The organism is Pseudomonas sp. B26(2017), assembly GCF_002113045.1.
In the GTDB taxonomy this organism is placed as follows: Bacteria; Pseudomonadota; Gammaproteobacteria; order Pseudomonadales; family Pseudomonadaceae; genus Aquipseudomonas.
In genome coordinates this window covers 54,991-79,620 of the sequence record NZ_NEJJ01000012.1, presented here as the reverse complement: position 1 = coordinate 79,620, position 24,630 = coordinate 54,991, and the positions used below count along the sequence as shown (strand labels likewise).

Here is a 24,630-nt window from a genome sequence, read left to right as displayed (position 1 = left end):
GCATCTATCTGACGGAATTCGGAGTAATAGTAGCCGGACGATACACTTTGCAAGGAATGAATGACCAGTTAAGAGTTGTTAGTCCTTGCGTATGCGCGGCGGCGGATTAAGCTGGCCGCCGATTTCATCGATTGGAGTGTTCCATGTCCCGCCGCTTGCCTGTGATTCTGCTGCTCGTTCTGTTGCCGTTGTGGCTGGCCGCCAGTTATGGCGCGCGTTATGGCTTCATGGAGGACGCGCTGTGGGTAGGCATCTGCGTGGATGAGGCGAGCCGTTGGGAATGCTCGGTGCGCTCGAATCTGGGCCTGATCATTCATTTCCAGATGCTGGGCTGGGCGGCGGTCGCGGCCGCGGTGATCGGTTTTGTCGTGCCGGGACGGGCAGGGCGGTGGCTGGCGGTGCTGGCGCTGATGTTCGGGTTGCCGGCGCTGGCGCTGTACAACACGACGCTGGCGGTGTTTGCGGTGGTGATTGCCGGGTTGCGGTTGGTAAGAAAGTCGATGATGCGCTAAGCAGGTTTGCATGACCTGTTATTTCTGACAGTTGACGATGTCTGCGGCACCGAACATATTCAAGCCGTCGTAGAGGGTTGATCCTGTCGGGAGATTCCGCGATGCATTCACATACGCCTGTGATGACCGTGACGGATCCACGAGGTTTGGTGGTGCGTGATGTCGCCTATTACAGGGCTGCTGTCGGGAATCTCATTGAACGACGGGTCACCCATCAGGCCTACGATGCTTCCAGGCGTGCAACCAAGCGCTATGACCCTCGTCTGTTCCTGCTTCTCGATATGGAGCCCGATATCCGCGCAAGCCTGCGAACGGTATTCAACCTCGCGGGGGAAGAACTGCTGACCGATAACGTCGACATCGGCTGTCGCGTGCAATTGTCAGGGCCTGCTGGCCAGAACGTCGATAGCTGGGACAGCAGGTCAACGCATTTTCATACGGTTTACGATGAGCTTATTCGTCCTGTAAAGGAAACCGTGCGTGTGCCCGGCCAGGCTGAACGGACCTGTACGTATTTTTCGTATGGTGGCAGCGGAGTGCCGTTTGCCGAGCGCAATCAATGCGGGCAACTCATTCGGCAAGATGATAATGCCGGAACAAAATTTCATCGCTCGTATTCACTCAAAGGCGAGTTACTCGAAAGTACTCAACACTTTCTAGAGATCGTGGCACCACCGGATTGGCCTTCTTCAGAGATTGATCGCGATCTGCTCCATGAGTCAGGCACTGGTGCAACGACCCGCTCTTGTTACAGCGCGACGTCTCAACTGCTTAGCGAAATCGATGCCAAGAGCAATACCCGCATCTTCAATTATCAAGTGGATGGGCAGGCTCTCGGAATAAAAGTGAAAGTAGGAAAGGACGGGGCGCCAACTGATGTGGTCACCGAGATTCGGTACAACGCTTTCAATAAAGTCGAGCAGCAAACTCTGGCCAATGGGCTGGTCTGCTCTGCCTCTTATTCTCCGGTCGATGGAAGACTGTATGAGCTGAGATCACAGATCCCGGGCCATTCGCCTCTGCAGCACCTTGTTTACCGATACGACCCGGTGGGTAACGTGGTCGCTATCGAAAACCGCGCGTTGCGCGTTCGCTACTTCGGTAATCAGAAGATTGATCCTGTCAGGACGTTCCGTTACGACACAAATTACCAACTCATCGGTGCTACTGGATGGCAGGTGATTGGAGGGAGTGCAGGCCCGAGCCTGCCTGCGTTTCAGTCCCCGGCGGATCCGGGGCAGTTGGAAAACTATACGGAGTCGTTCGATTACGATTGCAGCGGAAATCTGATCAAGCAAGTTATCAGCGCAGCGATTGGAAGTCGCACTCAGCAGATGGTTGTCTCGAAGTACAGTAATCGTGCACTGGTGCAAAAAGAAAATGGAGATTTACCAACGGAAGCTGAAATTGCACAGGGGCACGATTTGGCTGGCAACAAGCTTATTCTGCTACCGGGGCAGCAACTGGAATGGGATGAGCGCAATCGATTGTGCAGAGTAGGGACGGTAGTGCGCCCTGATTTGCCAAACGATGATGAGGCATACGTTTACGATCATGGCGGGCAGAGACTGCGGAAAATTCGCACGACTCTGCGCGGTCGTTTGGCAATTCCCCAGGAGGTTCGTTATCTGGGAGCGCTGGAAGTGCGAACCAGCAGTTCAAGCCTGCTGCAAGTCATCAACGTGCAGGCAGAACTGTGCGATGTCCGTGTGCTCAACCGAAAAGATCCGCGGTCAGGTAAAGCCACTGTCACTATCCGGTTTGCAGTGACTGATCAGATTGGCTCTTGCTGCCTGGAACTTGATGAGACCGGCGCGCTTATCAGTGAAGAAGTTTTTTCTGCCTTTGGCCGCACAGTCTGGTGGGCGGGCAGCGACCAGATTAAAGCCAGTGACAAGACCCGGCGTTTTTCGGGCAAGGAACGGGACTTAACAGGACTGTATTACTACGGAGTGAGATATTACGTGCCTTGGTGGCACCAATGGCTCAGCCCGGATCCTGGCGGTGTGGTGGATGGTTTGAATTTGTACCGTATGGTTGGTAATAACCCGGTTACTTTTTTTGATGACGCAGGGTTTGCCGGTACTGATATCAATGTAAGTAGCCAGGGCAATTATGAGAGTCTGGTTGCCAGCTTTTCAGCGGGCGATATTCTGTTCGGGCTGCGAGAACCTCGTGATGCTGCGCTGAAAGCCCTGGAAAAGGTCGGGTTCAAGGAATTTTCAAGAGTGCCTTTGTGGAGAGGCGGGTTAACGAGGGTGCTTTGGGAGAAAAAACGCAATGTCCTGAAGCAGAATGACCTGACCGATGCTGCGTTTGGCCCGACGGTTACGGCGGGTATTTACAGAACGAACGAGCAGATCAAGTCAGAGCTGGTCGATGTGGATCGTGGTATTGGTTACAAAGAGTTTGCAATGACCAATCGGTATTTTCAAAAGGATGAAAAAGGCACCGGCAACTTCATTGAAATAAACGTTCCGATGTGGCGTCGCTCAAGTAAAGCAGGTTTGGAGTACCAGATTTTCGGGCGAAATAAAAAAGTCCTCTTTGCGATCGATAACTTGATGGAGACGCTGGATGACATTGTTGCAAAAACGGCAGGAGCAGGAACCAGTGTGACGGCCTCTGAAATAAGATATGTGTATCGGCGAAAAGACACGCCTGAAGTCAAAAACAATGTGAAATTTTTTGTGGCTGACAGAGAAGTGCCGCAGGCAGAGTTCTTTGCATTGCCGGCCTGGAAGAATTATCAACCTAAGAAAACGTTCAAAAGCGTTGCTGTACCGCGTCGAGCAACGCAAAACATGCATTAGTCGCGGGCTTTCAGGTTAGCGGGATAAGTTGGTACATGAGGGGGGGAGCGCAAATCCTGTTCTCCAGGCTGGAGACAGGATTTGCGTGCAGTCCTGAATATCAGTTCTTGCGAACCCGCAAGCAGCGCCAAAGCGCAGCCACCATCAACACGCTGACCAGCGCCCAGCCCCACGCCTGCTGATTCTGCAAACCTTCGCGGAACAGTTGCGGCGCAATGCCGGCGCCGATGATGAAGGTCAGCAGGGCGATCTCCCGACGGGCCACATTTACCGGGCGGCACAGGTAAACCAGCGCCGGCAGGATGAATGCCACACTCGGAAAGCTTCGGTAGCGCGGATCGAACACCAGCTCCAGCATCATCACCGCAGCGGCGAATCCGGCCGCTGCGACCAGCCAGCCGGCCCGTCGCTCAAAAGCGTTGAACGCCCGCTCACGCCAGCCGCTGCGGGCGCTCAAGGTCAGCGCGGCATGGGCCAGCACCAACAGATTCAGAGCCGTCAGTAACCCGACCCACAGCCATTCGCTGGCAAACCGCGTGGTCACTCGCGCCAGATCACCCCAGGCGCCAATCGAACAGGCGGCGAGGGCGCCGAGCAGCGGCAGGATCAGCGCCGAGCGCGTCGTGCGAACCCGGCCACCCAGCAGCAATGTTCCGAGGAAAATCAGCCCGCCGACCGCCAGCCACTGCGACCAGTACGGCACGTTCGACACCGGCCCGGCCAGCACGCCTTTGTCCTGGCGATCAGCATCGAACAGTCCCCAATAACCGCCGACCGCCCCCTCGCTGCCGCGCTTCCACGGCTGGTCGAACGCTTCGATCAGGTTGTACCGCCAGCCTTCCTGTTCGGCGAGGGTGACAAAACCACGTATGAACCTGGCTTCGTTGACCCGGCTCGGCAGTGCGGTCTCACGCTGGCGGCCTTCACTCGGCCAGCCGGTTTCGCCGATCATCACGTCCTTGGGCGCGAACTTGTTGCCGAATACTTGGCGCACTTGCGCTACATGATGCAGCGCGACGTCAATGTTCGACGGATCGTCTTCCCAGTACGGCAGCAAGTGAATGGTCAGAAAATCCACCGCCGGCGCGACTTCCGGGTGTTTGAGCCAGAACTCCCAGACATCCGCGTAGGTGACTGGTTGCTTGATGTGGCTCTTGACCTTGTTGATCAGCTTCGCCAGTTGCGCGCCGGTCACTTCCTTGCGCAGCAGGGCTTCGTTACCGACGATCACGGCGCTGACCACGTCCGGGTTGGCATTGGCCGAGGCAATCAGTAGGTCGACTTCCTTCTCGGTGTCCACCGGGTTGCTGTTGACCCACGCGCCGATCATCAACTTCAGGCCATGCTTGCGCGCCAGATCCGGCAGCGCTTCGAGGCCGGTCATCGAGTAGGTGCGAATGCATTCGAAGCGGGTGGCGAGCAGGGCGAGGTCGGCGTCCATGCGCTCCGGGCGCAGTTTGAACGGGACGTCGAACGGCGACTGGTCCTTGTCGAACGGGGTGTAGGAGGCGCATTGCAGCTTGTGGGTCGGGGTGGTGACGTCCGGCAGGATCACCGGTTTGCCGAGTCCGTACCAGAAGCCGCACAGGGCAAACAGCCCGAGCAGGCAGGCGAGCAGATAAGGAAGAAAGGGGAAGCGGGAGGTCGCGGACATGGTCAGGCCGAGTGGCTGCAAAGCGACGCATGTTACCTGCATTTATGAGCAGGTTGGTGGCCCGCACGATTTTGACATGCAAAGTTCGGGCGGATTGTCTGGCGCCAAATATCCGAATGCAGTTAATGGCTTTCTGATGTCGTTTCTCGTTGCCTTGAGGTCGCTGACAGAGCAGGTCTTATCGGGCGTCGGGTTGATGATCGGAGCCATCAGTACTCCGCTGATGTTCTAACGAGTTTGCGGTCGGGCGTGATGGGGGCGCTGTGCACCATAACAATACGTTGACGATGCCCGGCATCCGTCGGGCGCAGCATTTCGGGGAAGTAACGATGAAGATGCGACGACTTTTAGGCGCAGGTGCCGCTCTGGTGCTTGCGATGGGCTCCACTTTCGCCAGCGCTGAAAAACAGACCCTGAACATCGGTTACGTTGACGGTTGGTCCGACAGTGTCGCGACCACCCACGTGGCGGCCGAAGTGATCAAGCAGAAGCTCGGCTACGACGTGAAACTGCAAGCCGTCGCCACCGGCATCATGTGGCAGGGTGTCGCCACCGGCAAACTCGACGCCATGCTCTCGGCCTGGCTGCCAGTGACCCACGGCGAATACTGGGCCAAGAACAAGGATCAGGTCGTCGATTACGGCCCGAACTTCAAGGATGCGAAAATCGGTCTGATCGTGCCGGAGTACGTCAAGGCCAAGACCATCGAAGATCTGAAAACCGACGACTCCTTCAAAAAACGTATCGTCGGCATCGACGCCGGTTCAGGCGTGATGCTCAAGACTGATCAGGCGATCAAGGATTACGACCTGACCGGCTATCAACTCAAGGCCAGTTCCGGCGCCGGCATGATTGCCGAGCTGACCCGCGCCGAGAAGAAAAACGAATCCATCGCCGTCACCGGCTGGGTGCCGCACTGGATGTTCGCCAAGTGGAAACTGCGCTTCCTCGACGACCCGAAAGGTGTGTATGGCGCGGCTGAAACCGTGAACAGCATCGGCAGCAAGGAGCTGGCGACCAAGGCGCCGGAAGTGGCCAAGTTCCTGAAAAACTTCCAATGGGCTTCGAAAGACGAAATCGGCGAAGTCATGCTGGCGATTCAGGACGGTGCAAAACCTGACGTAGCGGCCAAGGATTGGGTGGCCAAGCACCCTGAGCGTGTTGCCGACTGGACCAAGTGATTTAAGCCGAAGCGTCTAATCTGCGCTTCCCAGGGCTGTCCGACATATCAGTCGGACGGCCTTTTTTGTTGGTCCTCTATTAATAGGCAGCGTTGGCCTTTTTTCGACGGGTCTGGAAATTGGCAAAAACGTCATGGCGTTCTACTACTAAGGTCGTCTGGAACCCGGCTCGCAGCCGCATACAGTGGATATGTTCCAAAAATAAAAATCTGTGCTGCGAGGATAAAAACAATGAACGACAGCATTTACCTCTCGATTCAGAACAGCCCGCGCTTCAAGGAGCTGGTCAAGAAAAGAGAAAGGTTCGCCTGGATACTCTCGGCGATCATGCTCGGGCTCTACTCCGGCTTCATCCTTCTGATCGCGTACGGGCCGCAAGTGCTCGGGACGAAAATCAGTGCCGAATCATCCATCACCTGGGGCATCCCGATCGGTGTCGGACTGATTGTCTCGGCCTTCATCCTGACCGGCATTTACGTGCGCCGCGCCAATGGCGAGTTCGACGACCTGAACAACGCGATTCTCAAGGAGGCTCAGCAATGATCCGGCGTCTACTGGCTCTTTTGAGCATCGCAGCGTTCGCTCCGGCCGTCTGGGCCGCTGACGCCCTGACCGGCGAAGTCCACAAGCAACCGCTCAACGTTTCCGCGATCGTCATGTTCGTGGCGTTCGTTGGTGCGACCCTGTGCATCACTTACTGGGCGTCCAAACGCAACAACTCGGCAGCCGACTACTATGCGGCGGGCGGCAAGATCACCGGTTTCCAGAACGGTCTGGCAATTGCCGGTGACTACATGTCGGCGGCGTCCTTCCTGGGTATTTCCGCGCTGGTGTTCACCTCCGGCTACGACGGCCTGATCTACTCGATCGGCTTCCTCGTGGGTTGGCCGATCATTCTGTTCCTGATCGCCGAGCGTCTGCGTAACCTGGGTAAATACACCTTTGCCGACGTGGCGTCCTACCGTCTCGGGCAAACCCAGATCCGCACCCTGTCTGCCTGCGGTTCGCTGGTGGTGGTGGCGTTCTACCTGATCGCGCAAATGGTCGGTGCCGGCAAGCTGATCCAGCTGCTGTTCGGTCTCGACTACCACGTTGCGGTGATTCTGGTCGGTATCCTGATGTGCCTGTACGTGCTGTTCGGCGGCATGCTGGCAACCACCTGGGTGCAGATCATCAAGGCTGTGCTGTTGCTGTCCGGTGCCTCGTTCATGGCGCTGATGGTGATGAAGCATGTCAACTTCGACTTCAACACCCTGTTCTCCGAAGCCATCAAGGTTCACGCCAAGGGCGAAGCGATCATGAGCCCGGGCGGTCTGGTAAAAGACCCTATCTCGGCATTCTCCCTGGGTCTGGCACTGATGTTCGGTACCGCCGGCCTGCCGCACATCCTGATGCGCTTCTTCACCGTAAGCGACGCGAAAGAAGCTCGTAAAAGCGTGCTGTACGCGACCGGTTTCATTGGCTACTTCTACATCCTGACCTTCATCATCGGCTTCGGTGCGATCCTTCTGGTCAGCACCAACCCGGCCTTTAAAGATGCGGCGGGCGCTCTGCTCGGCGGCAACAACATGGCGGCAGTGCACCTGGCGAACGCCGTGGGCGGCAGCGTGTTCCTCGGCTTCATCTCGGCGGTGGCGTTCGCGACCATCCTGGCGGTGGTGGCCGGCCTGACTTTGGCCGGTGCTTCGGCGGTGTCTCACGACCTGTACGCCAGCGTGATCAAGAAGGGCAAGGCCAACGAGAAGGATGAGATTCGCGTTTCGAAGATCACCACCATCGCGCTGGGCGTTCTGGCCATCGGCCTGGGCATCCTGTTCGAAAGCCAGAACATCGCGTTCATGGTCGGTCTGGCGTTCTCCATCGCGGCAAGCTGCAACTTCCCGGTGCTACTGCTTTCGATGTACTGGAAGAAGCTGACCACTCGTGGCGCCATGATTGGTGGCTGGCTGGGGCTGGTGAGCGCGGTGGGGCTGATGATTCTTGGCCCGACCATCTGGGTGCAGATCCTGCATCACGAGAAGGCGATTTTCCCTTACGAGTATCCGGCGCTGTTTTCGATGATCATTGCGTTCATCGGGATCTGGTTCTTCTCGATCACCGACAAGTCGGCTGAGGCCGAGAACGAGCGGGCGCTGTTCTTCCCGCAGTTTGTGCGTTCGCAGACCGGGTTGGGGGCGAGTGGGGCGGTATCGCACTGAGGATCTTGTGTAGTTTGAGTTGAATGAAAATGCCCTGGTCGAGAGATTGGGGCATTTTTTGTGGGCGGTTATCGGACTTTCTTTGGGGTGGGATATCCGTTGCTGCGGTAATGGGCACCAGCGGTGGCACCCGAAGAAACGGCTATGTACCCAATCAACAATAAACCAGTCGGTCCAAAGGCCGCTGAAATGCCCCAAACAAAAAACGGCCCCCATTCTCATGGAGGCCGTTCCCGGTACAGCGCTAAGACGCTATCGCTAGACAGCTCTTATTTGCGGTCTTCCAGCTTGGTGATGTCCCGCGACTCGTAGCCAGTGTAAAGCTGGCGCGGACGGCCGATCTTGTACGGGCTGGAGAGCATTTCCTTCCAGTGCGAGATCCAGCCGACAGTACGTGCCAGGGCGAAAATCACAGTGAACATGCTGGTCGGAATGCCGATCGCCTTGAGGATGATCCCCGAGTAGAAGTCGACGTTCGGATACAGCGAGCGCTCGATGAAGTACGGGTCGGTCAGCGCGATCTCTTCCAGGCGCATGGCCAGTTCGAGTTGCGGATCGTTCTGGATGCCCAGTTCCTTCAGCACTTCGTCGCAGGTCTGCTTCATTACAGTCGCGCGAGGGTCGCGGTTCTTGTAGACGCGGTGACCGAAGCCCATCAGCTTGAACGGATCGTTCTTGTCCTTGGCCTTGGCGATGAACTTGTCGATGTTCGAAACATCGCCGATTTCATCGAGCATGGTCAGCACGGCTTCGTTCGCACCGCCGTGGGCAGGGCCCCACAGTGCGGCGATACCGGCGGCGATACAGGCGAACGGGTTGGCACCCGAGGAGCCCGCCAGACGCACGGTGGAGGTCGATGCGTTCTGCTCGTGGTCGGCGTGGAGGATAAAGATCCGGTCCATGGCCTTGGCGAGTACCGGGCTGATCGGTTTGATCTCGCACGGGGTGTTGAACATCATGTGCAGGAAGTTTTCCGCGTACGACAGGTCGTTGCGCGGGTACATCATGGGTTGACCCATGGAGTACTTGTAAACCATCGCGGCCAGGGTCGGCATCTTGGCAACCAGGCGGATCGCGGAGATTTCGCGATGCTGCGGGTTATTGATGTCGAGGGAGTCGTGGTAGAAGGCCGAGAGGGCGCCGACTACACCACACATGACGGCCATCGGGTGGGCGTCACGGCGGAAGCCGTTGAAGAAGGTTTTCAGCTGCTCGTGAACCATGGTGTGGTTCTTTACGGTGCCGACGAACTGGGCCTTTTGCTCTGCAGTTGGCAGTTCGCCGTTCAGCAGCAGGTAGCAGGTTTCCAGGTAGTCCGACTTTTCAGCCAGCTGTTCGATCGGGTAGCCGCGGTGCAGCAGGATGCCGTTGTCGCCGTCGATATAGGTGATCTTCGATTCGCAGGAAGCGGTCGACATGAAACCGGGGTCGAAAGTGAAGCGGCCCGTGGCCGTCAGGCCCCGAACATCGATAACATCGGGACCAACGGTGCCGGTTAAAATGGGCAGCTCGACGGGGGCTGCGCCCTCGATGATCAACTGCGCTTTTTTGTCAGCCATGTGGCCTCCTATTTATGCTTGAAATCATCAGACAGACCCCCACGCAGGGCCCGCACCACTATAGTGAGATAAATTCGAATGTCAATTTGCCTAAAGTCTTGCTCCAGAAGGCTTTAACCGTACTTTTTCCTCGAAATTGCCTGCCATTTACGCCTTTTATACGACTTGTGCAATCCGCTATTGGGGGTAGGCGATTGCGTTGTCATTAGTAGCCTAACTGTCTATACTCGGCGACCGACCGCCAAGGGCTTTTGGGCTCGCTTTCATTGGGGGTCGCATCCCTGGGTGGTGGTTACCTGACCAGTGCACTCCCCAACAACTTTGCCCTGATTGTTAGGGGCTCTTCAGTGTGAAAAAAAAGCCGTGAAAAGCCAACGACCTGTAAACCTAGACCTAAGGACCATCAAACTCCCCATCACCGGCGTTACGTCGTTTCTTCACCGTGTTTCCGGCATCATCCTCTTCCTGGGCCTCGGCATCATGCTTTATGCATTGGGCAAATCCCTGGGTTCCGAGGAAGGTTATGTCGAGGTGAAGGCATGCTTGACCAGCCCGCTGGCCAAGTTCGTAGCATGGGGCCTCCTGTCCGCTCTTCTGTATCACCTGGTTGCCGGTGTGCGCCACTTGATCATGGACATGGGCATCGGTGAGACGCTGGAAGGCGGCCGCCTGGGCTCGAAACTGATCATCGCCGTTTCCGTGGTGCTGATCGTTCTGGCAGGAGTTTGGATATGGTAACCAGCGTTACAAACCTTTCGCGTTCGGGCCTCTATGACTGGATGGCACAACGTGTGTCTGCGGTCGTTCTCGCGGCTTATTTCATTTTCCTGATCGGCTACCTCGCCGCGAACCCGGGCATTGGCTACGACCAATGGCACGGCCTGTTCGCCCACAACGGAATGCGTATCTTCAGTCTGCTGGCACTGGTTGCCCTGGGCGCTCACGCCTGGGTCGGCATGTGGACCATCGCGACCGACTACCTGACGCCAATGGCGCTGGGCAAGTCCGCGACTGCAGTACGTTTCCTTTTCCAGGCAGTATGCGGCGTCGCGATGTTCGCTTACTTCGTCTGGGGTGTGCAGATTCTCTGGGGTATCTGATTCATGGCTAACATTCCAACGATTTCTTTCGACGCCATCATTATTGGTGGCGGCGGTGCCGGCATGCGCGCTGCGCTGCAACTGGCACAGGGTGGTCACAAGACTGCCGTGATCACCAAGGTTTTCCCGACCCGCTCGCACACTGTGTCCGCACAGGGCGGCATCACCTGCGCCATCGCATCGGCCGACCCGAACGATGACTGGCGCTGGCACATGTACGATACCGTCAAGGGTTCCGACTACATCGGTGACCAGGACGCTATCGAATACATGTGTCAGGAAGGCCCGGCTGCCGTTTTCGAGCTGGACCACATGGGTCTGCCGTTCTCGCGTACCGAAACCGGCCGTATCTACCAGCGTCCATTCGGCGGTCAGTCGAAGGATTACGGCAAGGGCGGGCAGGCTGCCCGTACCTGCGCCGCTTCCGACCGTACCGGTCACGCGCTGCTGCACACTCTTTATCAGGGCAACCTGAAAGCCGGTACCACGTTCCTGAACGAGTACTACGCAGTCGACCTGGTGAAAAACCAGGAAGGCGAATTCGTCGGTGTGATCGCAATCTGCATCGAAACCGGCGAAACCACCTACATCCGCGCCAAAGCCACCGTACTGGCTACCGGCGGTGCAGGTCGTATCTATGCCTCCACCACCAACGCCCTGATCAACACCGGTGACGGCGTCGGCATGGCTCTGCGTGCCGGCGTGCCGGTACAAGACATCGAAATGTGGCAGTTCCACCCGACCGGCATCGCCGGCGCCGGTGTACTGGTTACCGAAGGTTGCCGTGGTGAAGGTGGTTACCTGATCAACAAGCACGGCGAGCGTTTCATGGAGCGTTATGCTCCGAACGCCAAAGACCTTGCCGGTCGTGACGTGGTTGCCCGTTCGATGGTTAAAGAAATCATCGCCGGCAATGGTTGCGGTCCGAATGGCGACCACGTAATGCTCAAACTCGACCACCTGGGCGAGGAAGTGCTGCACAGCCGTCTGCCAGGCATCTGCGAACTGTCGAAGACTTTCGCACACGTTGATCCGGTGGTTGCTCCGGTTCCGGTTGTTCCGACTTGCCACTACATGATGGGCGGCGTTGCCACCAACATTCACGGCCAGGCGATCACTCAGGACGCCGAAGGCGTGGATCAGATCATTCCTGGTCTGTTCGCAGTCGGTGAAGTGGCTTGCGTATCGGTTCACGGTGCCAACCGTCTGGGCGGCAACTCGCTGCTCGACCTGGTGGTATTCGGCCGCGCTGCCGGCCTGCACCTGGAGAAGGCGCTGACCGACGGCATCGAATATGACGACGCTACCGAAGCCGACATCGAAGCTGCCCTGGCGCGTCTGAACGCCCTGAACAACCGTACCGACGGCGAAGACGTCGCCACCCTGCGTCGCGAGCTGCAAAGCTGCATGCAGAACTACTTCGGTGTATTCCGTACCGGCGAATACATGCAGAAGGGTATTGCCCAGCTGGCAGATTTGCGCAAGCGCATTGCCAACGTGAAGATCAACGATAAGTCGCAGGCGTTCAACACTGCGCGTATCGAAGCGCTGGAACTGCAAAACCTGCTGGAAGTGGCTGAAGCTACCGCCATCGCTGCCGAAGTACGTAAAGAGTCCCGTGGTGCTCACGCCCGTGAAGACTTCGAAGACCGTGACGACGAAAACTGGCTGTGCCACACCCTGTACTTCCCGGGTGAGAAACGTGTCGCCAAGCGTGCCGTGAACTTCTCGCCGAAGACTGTTCCGACTTTCGAACCTAAAGTCCGGACTTATTAAGGGTGACCGCCATGTTGAAAGTCAGTGTTTATCGTTACAACCCTGATCAGGACGCTGCGCCGTTCATGCAGGAATTCCAGGTCGATACCGGTGGTAAAGACCTGATGGTGCTGGACGTGCTGGCCCTCATCAAGGAACAGGACGAAGGTTTCTCCTATCGTCGCTCCTGCCGTGAAGGCGTCTGCGGCTCCGACGGCATGAACATCAACGGCAAGAACGGCCTGGCGTGCATCACGCCGCTGTCCGCTGTCGTGAAAGGTAACAAGCTGGTCATTCGTCCGCTGCCAGGTTTGCCGGTTATCCGTGACCTGGTTGTCGATATGAGCATCTTCTACAAGCAATACGAGAAGGTTAAGCCATTCCTGCAGAACGACACGCCGGCTCCGGCCATCGAGCGTCTGCAGTCCCCTGAAGAGCGTGAAAAGCTCGACGGTCTGTACGAGTGCATCCTGTGCGCTTGCTGCTCGACCTCTTGCCCGTCCTTCTGGTGGAACCCGGACAAGTTCCTGGGTCCGGCTGCCCTGCTGCAAGCGTACCGCTTCCTGGCAGACAGCCGTGACACCAAGACGTCCGAGCGTCTGGCGTCCCTCGATGACCCGTTCAGCGTCTTCCGCTGCCGGGGCATCATGAACTGCGTCAACGTATGTCCGAAAGGCCTGAACCCGACTAAGGCCATCGGTCACATCCGTAACATGTTGCTTTCGAGCGGCGTGTGATTCAGCTGCTGTAACCGCTGTACCCGAAGAAGGCTTAGGCGCGGGCTTCAACCCGCGCCATGGCTATAACCAGAGCAGCAGCCATAAGCTGCGGCTCTTATTTTGAAGAAATGAGACAAGCAGGGGCATCCGGGCTGGTACCCGGACTATCAGTGTGATCCTAAGTGGCTTGTTTTGGTCGCTGCATTCGGACTTCTGCAAGCTTGCTCGGTGTCGACACCGGTGGTGTTCCCCTAACCGAGGGTGACCAAGCATGCAAGAAAGCGTGATGCAGCGCATGTGGAACAGCGCCTACCTTTCCGGAGGTAACGCTGCCTATGTGGAAGAGCTTTATGAGCTCTACCTGCACGACCCTAACGCTGTGCCAGAAGAGTGGCGCAACTACTTCCAGAAGTTGCCTGCCGACGGCAACTCCTCCACCGATGTTTCGCACTCCACGATTCGCGATCATTTCGTGCTGCTGGCAAAGAACCAGCGCCGCGCCCAGCCGGTTTCCGCCGGTAGCGTGAGCACTGAGCACGAGAAGAAGCAAGTTGAAGTGCTGCGATTGATCCAGGCCTACCGTATGCGTGGCCACCAGGCAGCCCAGCTTGACCCGCTGGGGCTGTGGCAGCGTCCTGCACCTGCAGACCTGTCGATCAATCACTACGGCTTGACCAATGCCGATCTTGATACGACCTTCCGTGCCGGCGACCTGTTCATCGGCAAAGAGGAAGCGAGCCTACGCGAAATTCACGAAGCGTTGCAGCAGACATATTGCCGCACCATCGGCGCTGAATTTACGCACATCACCGATTCCGAGCAGCGCCAGTGGTTCCAGCAGCGTCTGGAAAGCGTACGTGGCCGTCCGGAATACTCCGCCGACATCAAGAGCCACCTGCTCGAGCGTGTGACGGCCGGTGAAGGTCTGGAAAAATACCTGGGTACCAAATACCCGGGCACCAAGCGTTTCGGTCTGGAAGGCGGCGAAAGCCTGATTCCGATGCTCGACGAACTGATCCAGCGTTCCGGTTCCTACGGCACCAAGGAAGTCGTCATCGGCATGGCCCACCGTGGCCGTCTGAACGTACTGGTCAACACCTTCGGCAAGAACCCGCGCGAGCTGTTCGATGAGTTCGAAGGCAAGAAGAAGGTCGAGCTGGGTTCCGGTGACGTTAAATACCACCAGGGCTTCTCGTCCAACGTAATGACCACCGGCGGTGAAGTTCACCTGGCCATGGCGTTCAACCCGTCCCACCTGGAAATCGTTTCCCCGGTGGTCGAGGGTTCGGTTCGCGCCCGTCAGGATCGTCGCAACGACCCTACCGGTGAGAAGGTTCTGCCGATCTCCATCCACGGTGACGCGGCATTCGCCGGTCAGGGCGTGGTGATGGAAACCTTCCAGATGTCGCAGACCCGCGGTTTCAAGACCGGCGGTACCGTGCACATCGTGATCAACAACCAGGTTGGTTTCACCATCAGCAACCCGCTGGACTCGCGCTCCACCGAGTACGCGACCGACGTTGCGAAAATGATCCAGGCGCCGATCCTCCATGTGAATGGTGATGATCCGGAAGCCGTATTGTTCGTGACCCAGCTGGCCATCGACTACCGCATGCAGTTCAAGCGTGACGTGGTGATCGACCTGGTCTGCTACCGTCGTCGCGGCCACAACGAGGCCGACGAGCCAAGCGGCACCCAGCCTCTGATGTATCAGCAGATCACCAAGCAGCGCACCACCCGTGAGCTGTACGCTGATCGTCTGACCCAGGCCGGTGTATTGGATGCAGAGCGTGTTCAGGCGAAAGTCGACGAATACCGCAACGCGCTGGACAACGGTCTGCACGTGGTGAAGTCGCTGGTCAAGGAGCCGAACAAAGAGCTGTTCGTGGACTGGCGTCCGTATCTGGGCCACACCTGGACTGCGCGTCACGACACACGCTTCGATCTGAAGACCCTGCAGGAACTGTCCGCCAAGCTGCTGGAAATTCCGGAAGGCTTCGTGGTTCAGCGTCAGGTCGCGAAGATCTACGAAGACCGTCAGAAGATGCAAGCCGGCGGCCTGCCGATCAACTGGGGTTATGCCGAAACCATGGCGTACGCGACCCTGGCGTTCGAAGGTCACCCGATCCGCATGACCGGTCAGGACATCGGCCGCGGTACGTTCTCGCACCGTCACGCTGTGCTGCACAACCAGAAAGATGCCGGTACCTACGTGCCGTTGAAGCATCTGTTCGAAGGTCAACCGCGTTTCGAACTGTACGACTCGTTCCTGTCGGAAGAAGCCGTACTGGCGTTCGAATACGGTTACTCGACCACCACGCCGAACGCGCTGGTGATCTGGGAAGCCCAGTTCGGCGACTTCGCCAACGGTGCGCAGGTCGTGATCGACCAGTTCATCACCAGCGGTGAACACAAGTGGGGCCGTCTCTGCGGTCTGACCATGTTGCTGCCACACGGTTATGAAGGTCAGGGCCCTGAGCACAGCTCGGCGCGTCTTGAGCGTTACCTGCAGTTGTGCGCCGAGCACAACATTCAGGTGTGCATGCCGACCACCCCGGCCCAGATCTACCACTTGCTGCGTCGTCAGGTGATTCGCCCGCTGCGCAAGCCATTGGTCGTTCTGACTCCAAAGTCGCTGCTGCGCCACAAACTGGCCATCTCGACCCTGGAAGATCTGGCCGAAGGTTCGTTCCAGACCGTTATCCCGGAAATCGATGCCCTGGACCCGAAAAAGGTCGAGCGCGTTGTTCTGTGCAGCGGCAAGGTCTACTACGACCTGCTGGAAAAACGTCGTGCCGAAGGCCGCGAAGATATCGCCATCGTGCGTATCGAGCAGCTGTATCCGTTCCCTGAGGACGACTTGAAAGAAGTCCTGGCTCCTTACACCAATGCCAAAGCGGCCGTGTGGTGTCAGGAAGAGCCGATGAACCAGGGCGCCTGGTACTGCAGTCAGCACCACCTGCGTCGCAGCATCAGCAACCTCAACAAATCTCTCGTCCTCGAGTACGCGGGCCGTGAGGCTTCTGCTGCACCAGCATGTGGTTACGCATCGATGCACGCCGAGCAGCAGGAACAACTGCTGCAAGACGCGTTTACCGTTTAACGCCTTCGCGCACCTGAAACCGAATTTAAGGAACCACAGATAATGGCTATCGAGATCAAAGCCCCCACTTTCCCGGAATCGGTTGCCGATGGCACCGTTGCCACCTGGCACAAACAACCGGGCGACGCCGTCAAGCGTGACGAACTGATCGTCGACATCGAAACCGACAAAGTCGTACTGGAAGTGCTGGCTACCGCCGACGGCGTGCTGGGCGCAATCGTCAAGGGCGAGGGCGAAACCGTCCTGTCCGACGAAGTTCTGGGCTCCATCGTTGAAGGCGGCGCTGCTGCCGCCGCTCCGGCTGCCGCTGCTGCTCCGGCCGCTGCTGCCGCTACCGCTGCTCCGGCCGCCGATGGCGAAGACGACCCGATCGCTGCTCCTGCCGCGCGCAAGCTGGCTGAAGAGAACGGCATCAACATCGCTTCCGTTGCCGGCACCGGCAAGGGCGGTCGCGTGACCAAGGAAGACGTGGTTGCAGCCGTTGCTGCCAAGAAAGCCGCTCCGGCTGCCGCGCCTGCCAAGGCTGCTGCTCCGGCCGCCGCCGCTCCTGTGTTCGCCGCTGGCGACCGCATCGAGAAGCGCGTTCCGATGACCCGCGTGCGTGCCACCGTTGCCAAGCGTCTGGTTGAAGCTCAATCGAACATGGCGATGCTGACCACTTTCAACGAAGTCGACATGACCGAAGTCATGGCCCTGCGTTCGAAGTACAAGGACCTGTTCGAGAAGTCCCACAACGGCGTACGCCTGGGCTTCATGTCGTTCTTCGTGAAGGCTGCCACCGAAGCGCTGAAGCGCTTCCCGGCGGTCAACGCCTCGATCGATGGCAACGACATCGTTTACCACGGTTATGCCGACATCGGCGTTGCTGTTTCCAGCGACCGTGGCCTGGTAGTTCCGGTTCTGCGTAACGCCGAACACATGAGCCTGGCTGAAATCGAAGGCGGCATCGCCACCTTCGGCAAGAAAGCCCGTGACGGCAAACTGTCGATGGACGAAATGACCGGCGGTACTTTCACCATCACCAACGGTGGTACCTTCGGTTCGATGATGTCGACCCCGATCGTCAACCCACCGCAGGCAGCGATTCTGGGCATGCACAACATCATCCAGCGTCCGATGGCCATCAACGGTCAGGTCGTGATCCGTCCGATGATGTACCTGGCACTGTCCTACGATCACCGTCTGATCGATGGCAAAGAAGCTGTAACCTTCCTGGTGACCATCAAGAACCTGCTGGAAGATCCGGCTCGTCTGTTGCTGGATATCTGATAGAAGCAGTCGCGCGCTGCAAGCTTCAAGCTGCGGGAAAACGCAGCCTGGCTTGCAGCGCGCGGCTTGAAGCTTTTCGCTAAAGAGGATTTTTTGAATGTCGCAGAAATTTGACGTAGTAGTGATCGGTGCTGGCCCTGGCGGCTACGTGGCAGCTATCAAGGCCGCGCAACTCGGCCTGAGCACTGCCTGCATCGAGAAGTACACCGATGCTGAAGGCAAGCAAGCCCTGGGCGGCACCTGCCTGAACGTAGGCTGCATTCCTTCCAAGGCGCTGCTGGACAGCTCCTGGAAATACAAGGAAGCGAAAGAAAGCTTCAACGTCCACGGTATCTCGACCGGCGAAGTCAAAATGGACGTCGCTGCGATGGTTGGCCGCAAGGCCGGCATCGTCAAGAACCTGACCGGCGGCGTTGCCACCCTGTTCAAGGCCAACGGCGTTACTTCGATCCAGGGCCACGGCAAGCTGCTGGCTGGCAAGAAAGTCGAAGTCACCAAGCCGGACGGCTCGGTTGAAGTCATTGAAGCCGAAAACGTCATCCTGGCTCCAGGTTCGCGTCCGATCGACATTCCACCGGCTCCGGTCGATCAGAAAGTCATCGTTGATTCGACTGGCGCTCTGGAATTCCAAACCGTACCGAAGCGTCTGGGCGTAATCGGCGCTGGCGTGATCGGTCTGGAACTGGGTTCGGTCTGGTCGCGTCTGGGTGCAGAAGTGACTGTCCTGGAAGCGCTGGACACCTTCCTGATGGCAGCGGACACCGCTGTTTCCAAGGAAGCGCTGAAAACCCTGACCAAACAGGGTCTGGACATCAAGCTGGGCGCTCGCGTGACCGGTTCCAAAGTGAACGGCGACGAAGTCGTTGTGAACTACACCGATGCCAACGGCGAACAGACCATCACTTTCGACAAGCTGATCGTAGCCGTCGGTCGTCGTCCGGTGACCACTGATCTGCTGGCTGCCGACAGCGGTGTGACCTTGGACGAGCGCGGTTTCGTGCACGTTGACGATCACTGCGCTACCACCGTACCGGGCGTTTACGCCATCGGTGACGTGGTTCGCGGCATGATGCTGGCGCACAAGGCCTCGGAAGAGGGCATCATGGTTGTCGAGCGCATCAAGGGCCACAAGGCCCAGATGAACTATGACCTGATCCCTTCGGTTATTTATACTCACCCGGAAATCGCATGGGTCGGTAAAACCGAGCAGGCCTTGAAAGCTGAAGGCGTTGAAGTTAACGTCGGCACCTTCCCGTTCGCAGCATCCGGCCGTGCCATGGCCGCCAACGATACCGGTGGTTTCGTCAAGGTTATCGCCGATGCCAAGACTGACCGCGTATTGGGCGTGCACGTGATTGGCCCGAGCGCTGCAGAACTGGTTCAGCAGGGCGCGATCGGTATGGAATTCGGCACCAGCGCTGAAGACCTGGGCATGATGGTTTTCTCCCATCCGACCCTGTCTGAAGCCTTGCACGAAGCAGCTTTGGCAGTGAATGGCGGCGCCATCCACATTGCCAACCGCAAGAAGCGTTAAGACACACAATAAGAAACCACGGCGGTACGGCCCGTCGTGAGCCTTGCGTGCAAGACTCACCGCGGAATGTCCGCTGGACGCAGCCTTGCGTAGCTGCACCGGGTATCCGGAAACGCTACGCAAGCAGCAGTCACAGGTGGCGCGGCACTCATAAAGAGCGCAGCGCCGAATGCGCAGTACCTAACGAAGACGGTAAAAAGCATGAATCTTCACGAGTATCAGGGTAAGCAGCTGTTCGCTGAATACGGCCTGCCAGTTTCCACTGGTTTCGCAGTAGACACCCCGGAAGCAGCAGCAGAAGCTTGCGACAAAATCGGCGGCAACGAGTGGGTTGTCAAAGCCCAGGTTCACGCCGGTGGTCGCGGTAAAGCGGGCGGCGTCAAGCTGGTTCGCAGCAAAGAAGACGCCAAAGCCTTCGCACAGCAGTGGCTGGGCAAGCGTCTGGTGACTTACCAGACTGACGCCAACGGCCAGCCAGTCACCAAGATCCTGGTTGAATCGTGCACTGATATCGCTAAAGAGCTGTACCTGGGCGCTGTCGTTGACCGTTCGAGCCGTCGCATCGTGTTCATGGCTTCCACCGAAGGTGGCGTGGACATCGAGAAAATCGCTCACGACACTCCAGAAAAAATTCTGAAAGCCACTATCGATCCACTGGTTGGCGCTCAGCCATTCCAGGGTCGCGAGCTGGCATTCCAGCTGGGTCTGGAAGGCAAGCAGGTTGCTCAGTTCGCCAAGATCTTCGTAGGTCTGGCCAAGCTGTTCAAGGATCACGACCTGGCTCTGCTGGAAGTGAACCCGCTGGTGATCAAGGCTGACGGTGATCTGCACTGCCTGGACGCCAAGATCAACATCGACGCCAACGCAATGTACCGTCAGCCCAAGCTGAAGACTTTCCACGATCCGTCGCAGGACGATCCGCGCGAAGCGCACGCTGCCAAGTTCGAACTGAACTACGTAGCGCTGGAAGGCAACATCGGCTGCATGGTGAACGGTGCCGGCCTGGCCATGGGTACCATGGACATCGTCAACCTGCACGGCGGCAAGCCAGCCAACTTCCTCGACGTAGGTGGTGGTGCTACCAAAGAACGCGTAACCGAAGCTTTCAAAATCATTCTGTCCGACAGCAATGTCGCTGCAGTACTGGTTAACATCTTCGGCGGCATCGTTCGTTGCGACATGATTGCCGAAGGCATCATCGGTGCAGTGAAAGAAGTCGGCGTGAAAATCCCGGTTGTTGTTCGTCTTGAAGGCAACAACGCTGAACTGGGCGCTAAAGTACTGGCAGAAAGCGGTTTGAACATCATCGCTGCTACCAGCCTGACCGACGCTGCTCAACAAGTCGTTAAAGCTGCGGAGGGCAAGTAATGAGCGTCCTGATCAATAAAGACACCAAAGTAATCTGCCAGGGCTTCACCGGTGCGCAGGGTACTTTCCACTCCGAACAAGCCATTGCCTACGGCACCAAAATGGTTGGCGGCGTGACGCCAGGCAAAGGTGGCACCACTCACCTGAACCTGCCTGTGTTCAACACCGTGAAAGAAGCTGTAGAAGCCACTGGCGCTACCGCCAGCGTGATCTACGTTCCGGCTCCTTTCTGCAAGGACTCGATCCTGGAAGCGGCGTTCGGCGGCATCAAGCTGATCGTCTGCATCACCGAAGGCATTCCTACCCTGGACATGCTGGACGCCAAAGTTAAGTGCGACGAGCTGGGTGTTACCCTGATCGGCCCTAACTGCCCAGGCGTGATCACTCCTGGCGAATGCAAGATCGGCATCATGCCCGGTCACATTCACTTGCCAGGCAAGGTCGGTATCGTTTCCCGTTCCGGCACCCTGACCTACGAAGCTGTCAAGCAGACTACTGACGCCGGTTTCGGTCAGTCGACTTGCGTCGGCATCGGTGGTGACCCGATTCCGGGTTCGAACTTCATCGACATCCTGAAGCTGTTCCAGGAAGACCCGAAGACCGAAGCGATCGTAATGATCGGCGAGATCGGCGGTTCTGCTGAAGAAGAAGCGGCTGCCTACATCAAGGCCAACGTGACCAAGCCGGTTGTTTCCTACATTGCTGGTGTGACTGCTCCTCCGGGCAAGCGCATGGGCCATGCTGGCGCAATCATCTCCGGCGGCAAAGGCACTGCAGACGAGAAATTCGCTGCTCTGCAAGACGCTGGCGTGAAAACCGTGCGTTCGCTGGCAGACATCGGCAAGGCCCTGGCCGAGCTGACTGGCTGGGAAGTGAAGAAGTAAGCTTCGGCTGACTCCTCTGCTCCAGCAACAAAGGCCACCCTCGGGTGGCCTTTGTCGTTTCTGGCGTTCGGGTAGGCGATGGCAATTTATAAGCACTCACCCAATAACATGCAAAAACGCGACACGGAAACGTCGCGTATCGGATAGTTCGCCCTCTAACAGTGCGTTTGTCAGGCAAATTCGTTAGGCTAGCAGCCATTTTTGCGTCTGCCGCCCACAAGGCATGCAACGCGCTAAACGGGTCAGTCCTATACGGATTGACAGCATTTCCCTAACCCCACAGGGAAATCCCCCTCTAAATTCCGATTCAGTAGTGTGGTATTTCCTTAATGAAAGTTTTGAAAGGTCAGGACATCCTGGCACTTGGCTTTATGACATTCGCCCTGTTCGTCGGGGCCGGCAACATCATTTTCCCGCCTATCGTCGGTTTGCAGTCCGGGCCCAACGTCTGGATAGCGGCGCTGGGCTTCCTGATCACGGCGGTCGGTTTGCCCGTGGTCACCGTGGTCGCACTGGCCAAGGTCGGTGGCGCAATGGACGCTCTGAGCAGCCCGATCGGCAAGATCGCCGGCGGCGTACTGGCAGCCGCTTGCTATCTGGCGGTCGGCCCGTTGTTCGCCACCCCGCGTACCGCGACCGTTTCCTTTGAAGTAGGCCTGGCGCCGCTGACCGGAGAGAGCCCACTGGCGCTGTTCCTCTACAGTTCGGTGTACTTCCTGCTGGTGTTCTTCATTTCGCTCTACCCTGGACGTCTGCTGGATACCGTCGGTCGCTTCCTCGCGCCGCTGAAGATCATCGCCCTGGCCGTCCTCGGCATCGCTGCGTTCGCACTGCCTGCCGGTGACATCGGCGTGGCGACTCCGGAATACGTTGCGGCACCTTTCTCCCAAGGGTTCATCAATGGTTACCTGACCATGGATACCCTCGGCGCGCTGGTGTTCGGCATCGTCATCGTCAACGCGATCCGCTCCCGTGGCGTCGAATCGCCGGTGCTGATCACCCGTTACGCGATCATTGCCGGGCTGATTGCCGGTGTCGGTCTGGCGCTGGTGTATGTCAGCCTGTTTCGTCTGGGTTCCGGCAGCCATGAAGTGGCGGCGGGCGCGACCAACGGCGCCGCGGTGCTGCATGCGTATGTGCAACACACCTTCGGTTCGCTGGGCAGTGGCTTCCTCGCCGTGCTGATTTCCCTGGCGTGCCTGGTGACCGCGGTTGGCCTGACCTGCGCCTGTGCCGAATACTTCAGCCGCGTACTGCCGCTGTCGTACAAGACCCTGGTAATCATCCTCGCGGCGTTCTCGCTGCTGGTGTCCAACCTGGGTCTGACCAAGCTGATCGCGTTCTCGATCCCGGTACTGACCGCGATCTACCCGCCGTGCATCGTGCTGGTGGCCCTGAGTTTCTGCGCTGCGTTCTGGCATGAGCAGAGCCGCATCATGGGCCCGGTGATGCTGGTGTCGTTCGTGTTCGGCACCATCGATGCGTTGAAAGGCGCCGGTCTGGCGGACTGGATGCCATCGCAACTGGCCCACCTGCCGCTGAGCGAGCAAGGTCTGGCGTGGCTGGTGCCGTGCGTGATGACCCTGGCAGTTGCCGTGGTGTGCGACCGCCTGCTGGGCAAGCGCGCCGAAGCACTCGCCTAAGATTGCCGGGCCGCCACAAGCGGTCGCCGAGCGATTAAACAGAAATGCCCCGTATCAATCGATACGGGGCATTTTTTATGGGCTTCAGGCAGTGTCTTTTTCCCTCGACTAACGTCGAAGGGGAGCCGAAATCTTCATCACAGGGAATTGCATGTCGTTCATCCAAGCCAACCTGATCCACCTGCTGGCCGCGCTCTGGTTTGTCATCTGCTGGGCCGGCTACACCCGTTATGCCACCTGGAAAGGTCGTGATACCGCGTGCCTGGCCAGCGTGCTGCACCTGTACCGCGAAGACTGGATGCGCCGCATGCTGCTGCGTGACAACCGTATCGCCGACGCCAGTGTGATCGGTAACCTGGAGCGCAACGCCTCGTTCTTTGCCTCCAGTACGCTGATTATCCTGGCGGGCATTCTGACCGTGCTCGGCGCTTCCGAGCGCGCGGTGTCGCTGCTGGCGGATATTCCGATGGTGCAACAGGCCTCGCAGGGCATGTCGGAGATCAAATTGCTGTGCCTGGCACTGGTGTTCGTCTATGCCTTCTTCACCTTCAGCTGGTGCATGCGTCAGTACAACTTCGCCGCCATTCTGGTCGGCTCGGCCCCGATGATCGGTGAGCGGCAAGTGTCGGAGCAGGAGCGCAAGGCATTTGCATCGCGGGCGGCGCGGGTGATCTCGATGGCCGCCAACCAGTTCAACTTTGGTCTGCGTTCCTACTACTTCGGAATGAGCATGCTGGCGTGGTTCGTCAGCCCGTGGCTGTTCATGTTGATGAGTGCAGGCGTGGTGCTGGTGTTGTATCGCCGCGAGTTTCATTCCGACGTACTCGATGTAATGGTCTATACCCCTACAGAGGCGCCATTGCCCGAAGCGAACAAAGAGGCTGCTTGATGAGTATTCCGTTCTGGTGTGTGTTTATCAGTGCATTGTTGATCTACGTGGCGCGTATGCCGGTCGGCAAGGCCATGAAAGAACAGGGCGGTTACAACAACCACCTGCCACGTCAGCAACAGGCGCAACTCACCGGTTACGGGGCCCGTGCGCTGGCGGCACATCAGAACAGCATCGAAGCGTTCATCCTGTTTGCCGTTGGCGTGCTGATGGCGCATACCACGCAGACGGCGGGATGGCTGATCGATGCATTGGCGATCATCTTCGTGATCTCGCGAATTCTCTATCTGTGGTTCTACCTGGCGGATATTCCTACGCTGCGCAGTCTGGTCTGGCTGGTCGGCTTAGTGTGTTCATTGTTGCTGATGATTAGTCCGACTTTTAGAACCGTCTTGCTCTAAGACGGCATTGGCAAAAAATCACAGGCAAAAGAAAACCCGCACTTGGCG

At 58.0% G+C, this 24,630-nt stretch carries 19 protein-coding genes; 17 read left to right on the top strand and 2 right to left on the bottom strand.

Going from position 1 to position 24,630, the window contains the following annotated elements:
* Positions 1 to 143: 143 nt before the first annotated feature.
* A complete protein-coding gene (locus CAF79_RS18695) occupies positions 144 to 512 on the top strand; it encodes a hypothetical protein (RefSeq protein WP_085699384.1) in 369 nt (122 codons plus the stop codon).
* A 101-nt stretch (positions 513 to 613) separates the two neighbouring features.
* The gene (locus CAF79_RS18690) at positions 614 to 3,325 is read left to right on the top strand and encodes an RHS repeat-associated core domain-containing protein (RefSeq protein ID WP_085699382.1); all 2,712 of its coding nucleotides are present in this window, start codon (positions 614 to 616) and stop codon (positions 3,323 to 3,325) included.
* A 100-nt stretch (positions 3,326 to 3,425) separates the two neighbouring features.
* Here the strand turns inward: CAF79_RS18690 and CAF79_RS18685 are convergent, their stop codons facing one another.
* Positions 3,426 to 5,021, bottom strand: a complete 1,596-nt coding sequence (locus tag CAF79_RS18685; protein WP_085699380.1) for a beta (1-6) glucans synthase — start codon at positions 5,019 to 5,021, stop codon at positions 3,426 to 3,428.
* A gap of 287 nt (positions 5,022 to 5,308) precedes the next feature.
* Between CAF79_RS18685 and CAF79_RS18675 the strand changes: the two genes are divergently transcribed.
* From CAF79_RS18675 to CAF79_RS18665, 3 genes are all read left to right on the top strand, one after another.
* Entirely contained in the window at positions 5,309 to 6,160 is an 852-nt protein-coding gene (locus CAF79_RS18675; RefSeq protein WP_085699378.1) for a glycine betaine ABC transporter substrate-binding protein, read from the top strand.
* 231 nt (positions 6,161 to 6,391) lie between these two features.
* Positions 6,392 to 6,703: a DUF485 domain-containing protein gene (locus CAF79_RS18670; RefSeq protein ID WP_085682951.1), complete on the top strand. Its 312-nt coding sequence runs from the start codon at positions 6,392 to 6,394 to the stop codon at positions 6,701 to 6,703.
* Complete coding sequence (locus tag CAF79_RS18665; RefSeq protein ID WP_085699376.1) at positions 6,700 to 8,358, top strand: cation acetate symporter; 1,659 nt, start codon at positions 6,700 to 6,702, stop codon at positions 8,356 to 8,358. The genes CAF79_RS18670 and CAF79_RS18665 overlap by 4 nt, the downstream gene beginning before the upstream one ends.
* A gap of 269 nt (positions 8,359 to 8,627) precedes the next feature.
* On the opposite strand, the gene gltA is transcribed toward CAF79_RS18665, so the two are convergent.
* Positions 8,628 to 9,917 (bottom strand): citrate synthase, encoded by a 1,290-nt coding sequence (gltA, locus tag CAF79_RS18660; protein ID WP_007959044.1) that lies wholly within the window; start codon positions 9,915 to 9,917, stop codon positions 8,628 to 8,630.
* Positions 9,918 to 10,280: 363 nt separating this feature from the next.
* Here gltA and sdhC point away from each other — a divergent pair, with 363 nt between their 5' ends.
* From sdhC to CAF79_RS18600, 12 genes are all read left to right on the top strand, one after another.
* Positions 10,281 to 10,655: a succinate dehydrogenase, cytochrome b556 subunit gene (gene sdhC / locus CAF79_RS18655; protein WP_011333113.1), complete on the top strand. Its 375-nt coding sequence runs from the start codon at positions 10,281 to 10,283 to the stop codon at positions 10,653 to 10,655.
* A complete protein-coding gene (gene sdhD, locus CAF79_RS18650; protein WP_007977503.1) occupies positions 10,649 to 11,017 on the top strand; it encodes a succinate dehydrogenase, hydrophobic membrane anchor protein in 369 nt (122 codons plus the stop codon). The genes sdhC and sdhD overlap by 7 nt, the downstream gene beginning before the upstream one ends.
* A gap of 3 nt (positions 11,018 to 11,020) precedes the next feature.
* Entirely contained in the window at positions 11,021 to 12,793 is a 1,773-nt protein-coding gene (gene sdhA, locus CAF79_RS18645) for a succinate dehydrogenase flavoprotein subunit (RefSeq protein WP_085682949.1), read from the top strand.
* 11 nt (positions 12,794 to 12,804) lie between these two features.
* Positions 12,805 to 13,509, top strand: a complete 705-nt coding sequence (locus CAF79_RS18640) for a succinate dehydrogenase iron-sulfur subunit (protein WP_065260469.1) — start codon at positions 12,805 to 12,807, stop codon at positions 13,507 to 13,509.
* 253 nt (positions 13,510 to 13,762) lie between these two features.
* On the top strand, positions 13,763 to 16,594 hold the full coding sequence (locus CAF79_RS18635) for a 2-oxoglutarate dehydrogenase E1 component (protein ID WP_085699374.1): 2,832 nt from the start codon (positions 13,763 to 13,765) through the stop codon (positions 16,592 to 16,594).
* A 42-nt stretch (positions 16,595 to 16,636) separates the two neighbouring features.
* Positions 16,637 to 17,863 (top strand): 2-oxoglutarate dehydrogenase complex dihydrolipoyllysine-residue succinyltransferase, encoded by a 1,227-nt coding sequence (gene odhB, locus CAF79_RS18630; protein WP_085699372.1) that lies wholly within the window; start codon positions 16,637 to 16,639, stop codon positions 17,861 to 17,863.
* Between the two features lie 97 nt (positions 17,864 to 17,960).
* The gene (lpdA, locus tag CAF79_RS18625) at positions 17,961 to 19,397 is read left to right on the top strand and encodes a dihydrolipoyl dehydrogenase (RefSeq protein ID WP_085682946.1); all 1,437 of its coding nucleotides are present in this window, start codon (positions 17,961 to 17,963) and stop codon (positions 19,395 to 19,397) included.
* A gap of 201 nt (positions 19,398 to 19,598) precedes the next feature.
* Positions 19,599 to 20,765, top strand: coding sequence for an ADP-forming succinate--CoA ligase subunit beta (gene sucC, locus CAF79_RS18620; protein ID WP_007959029.1), 1,167 nt, complete (start codon positions 19,599 to 19,601; stop codon positions 20,763 to 20,765).
* Positions 20,765 to 21,649 carry a succinate--CoA ligase subunit alpha gene (gene sucD, locus CAF79_RS18615; RefSeq protein WP_011333119.1) on the top strand — a complete coding sequence of 295 codons (885 nt, stop codon included), beginning with the start codon at positions 20,765 to 20,767 and terminating at the stop codon, positions 21,647 to 21,649. The genes sucC and sucD overlap by 1 nt, the downstream gene beginning before the upstream one ends.
* Positions 21,650 to 21,978: 329 nt before the next feature.
* On the top strand, positions 21,979 to 23,292 hold the full coding sequence (gene brnQ / locus CAF79_RS18610; RefSeq protein ID WP_085699370.1) for a branched-chain amino acid transport system II carrier protein: 1,314 nt from the start codon (positions 21,979 to 21,981) through the stop codon (positions 23,290 to 23,292).
* Between the two features lie 151 nt (positions 23,293 to 23,443).
* The gene (locus CAF79_RS18605; protein ID WP_085699368.1) at positions 23,444 to 24,181 is read left to right on the top strand and encodes a DUF599 domain-containing protein; all 738 of its coding nucleotides are present in this window, start codon (positions 23,444 to 23,446) and stop codon (positions 24,179 to 24,181) included.
* On the top strand, positions 24,181 to 24,582 hold the full coding sequence (locus tag CAF79_RS18600; protein ID WP_085699366.1) for an MAPEG family protein: 402 nt from the start codon (positions 24,181 to 24,183) through the stop codon (positions 24,580 to 24,582). The genes CAF79_RS18605 and CAF79_RS18600 overlap by 1 nt, the downstream gene beginning before the upstream one ends.
* Positions 24,583 to 24,630: the final 48 nt, after the last annotated feature.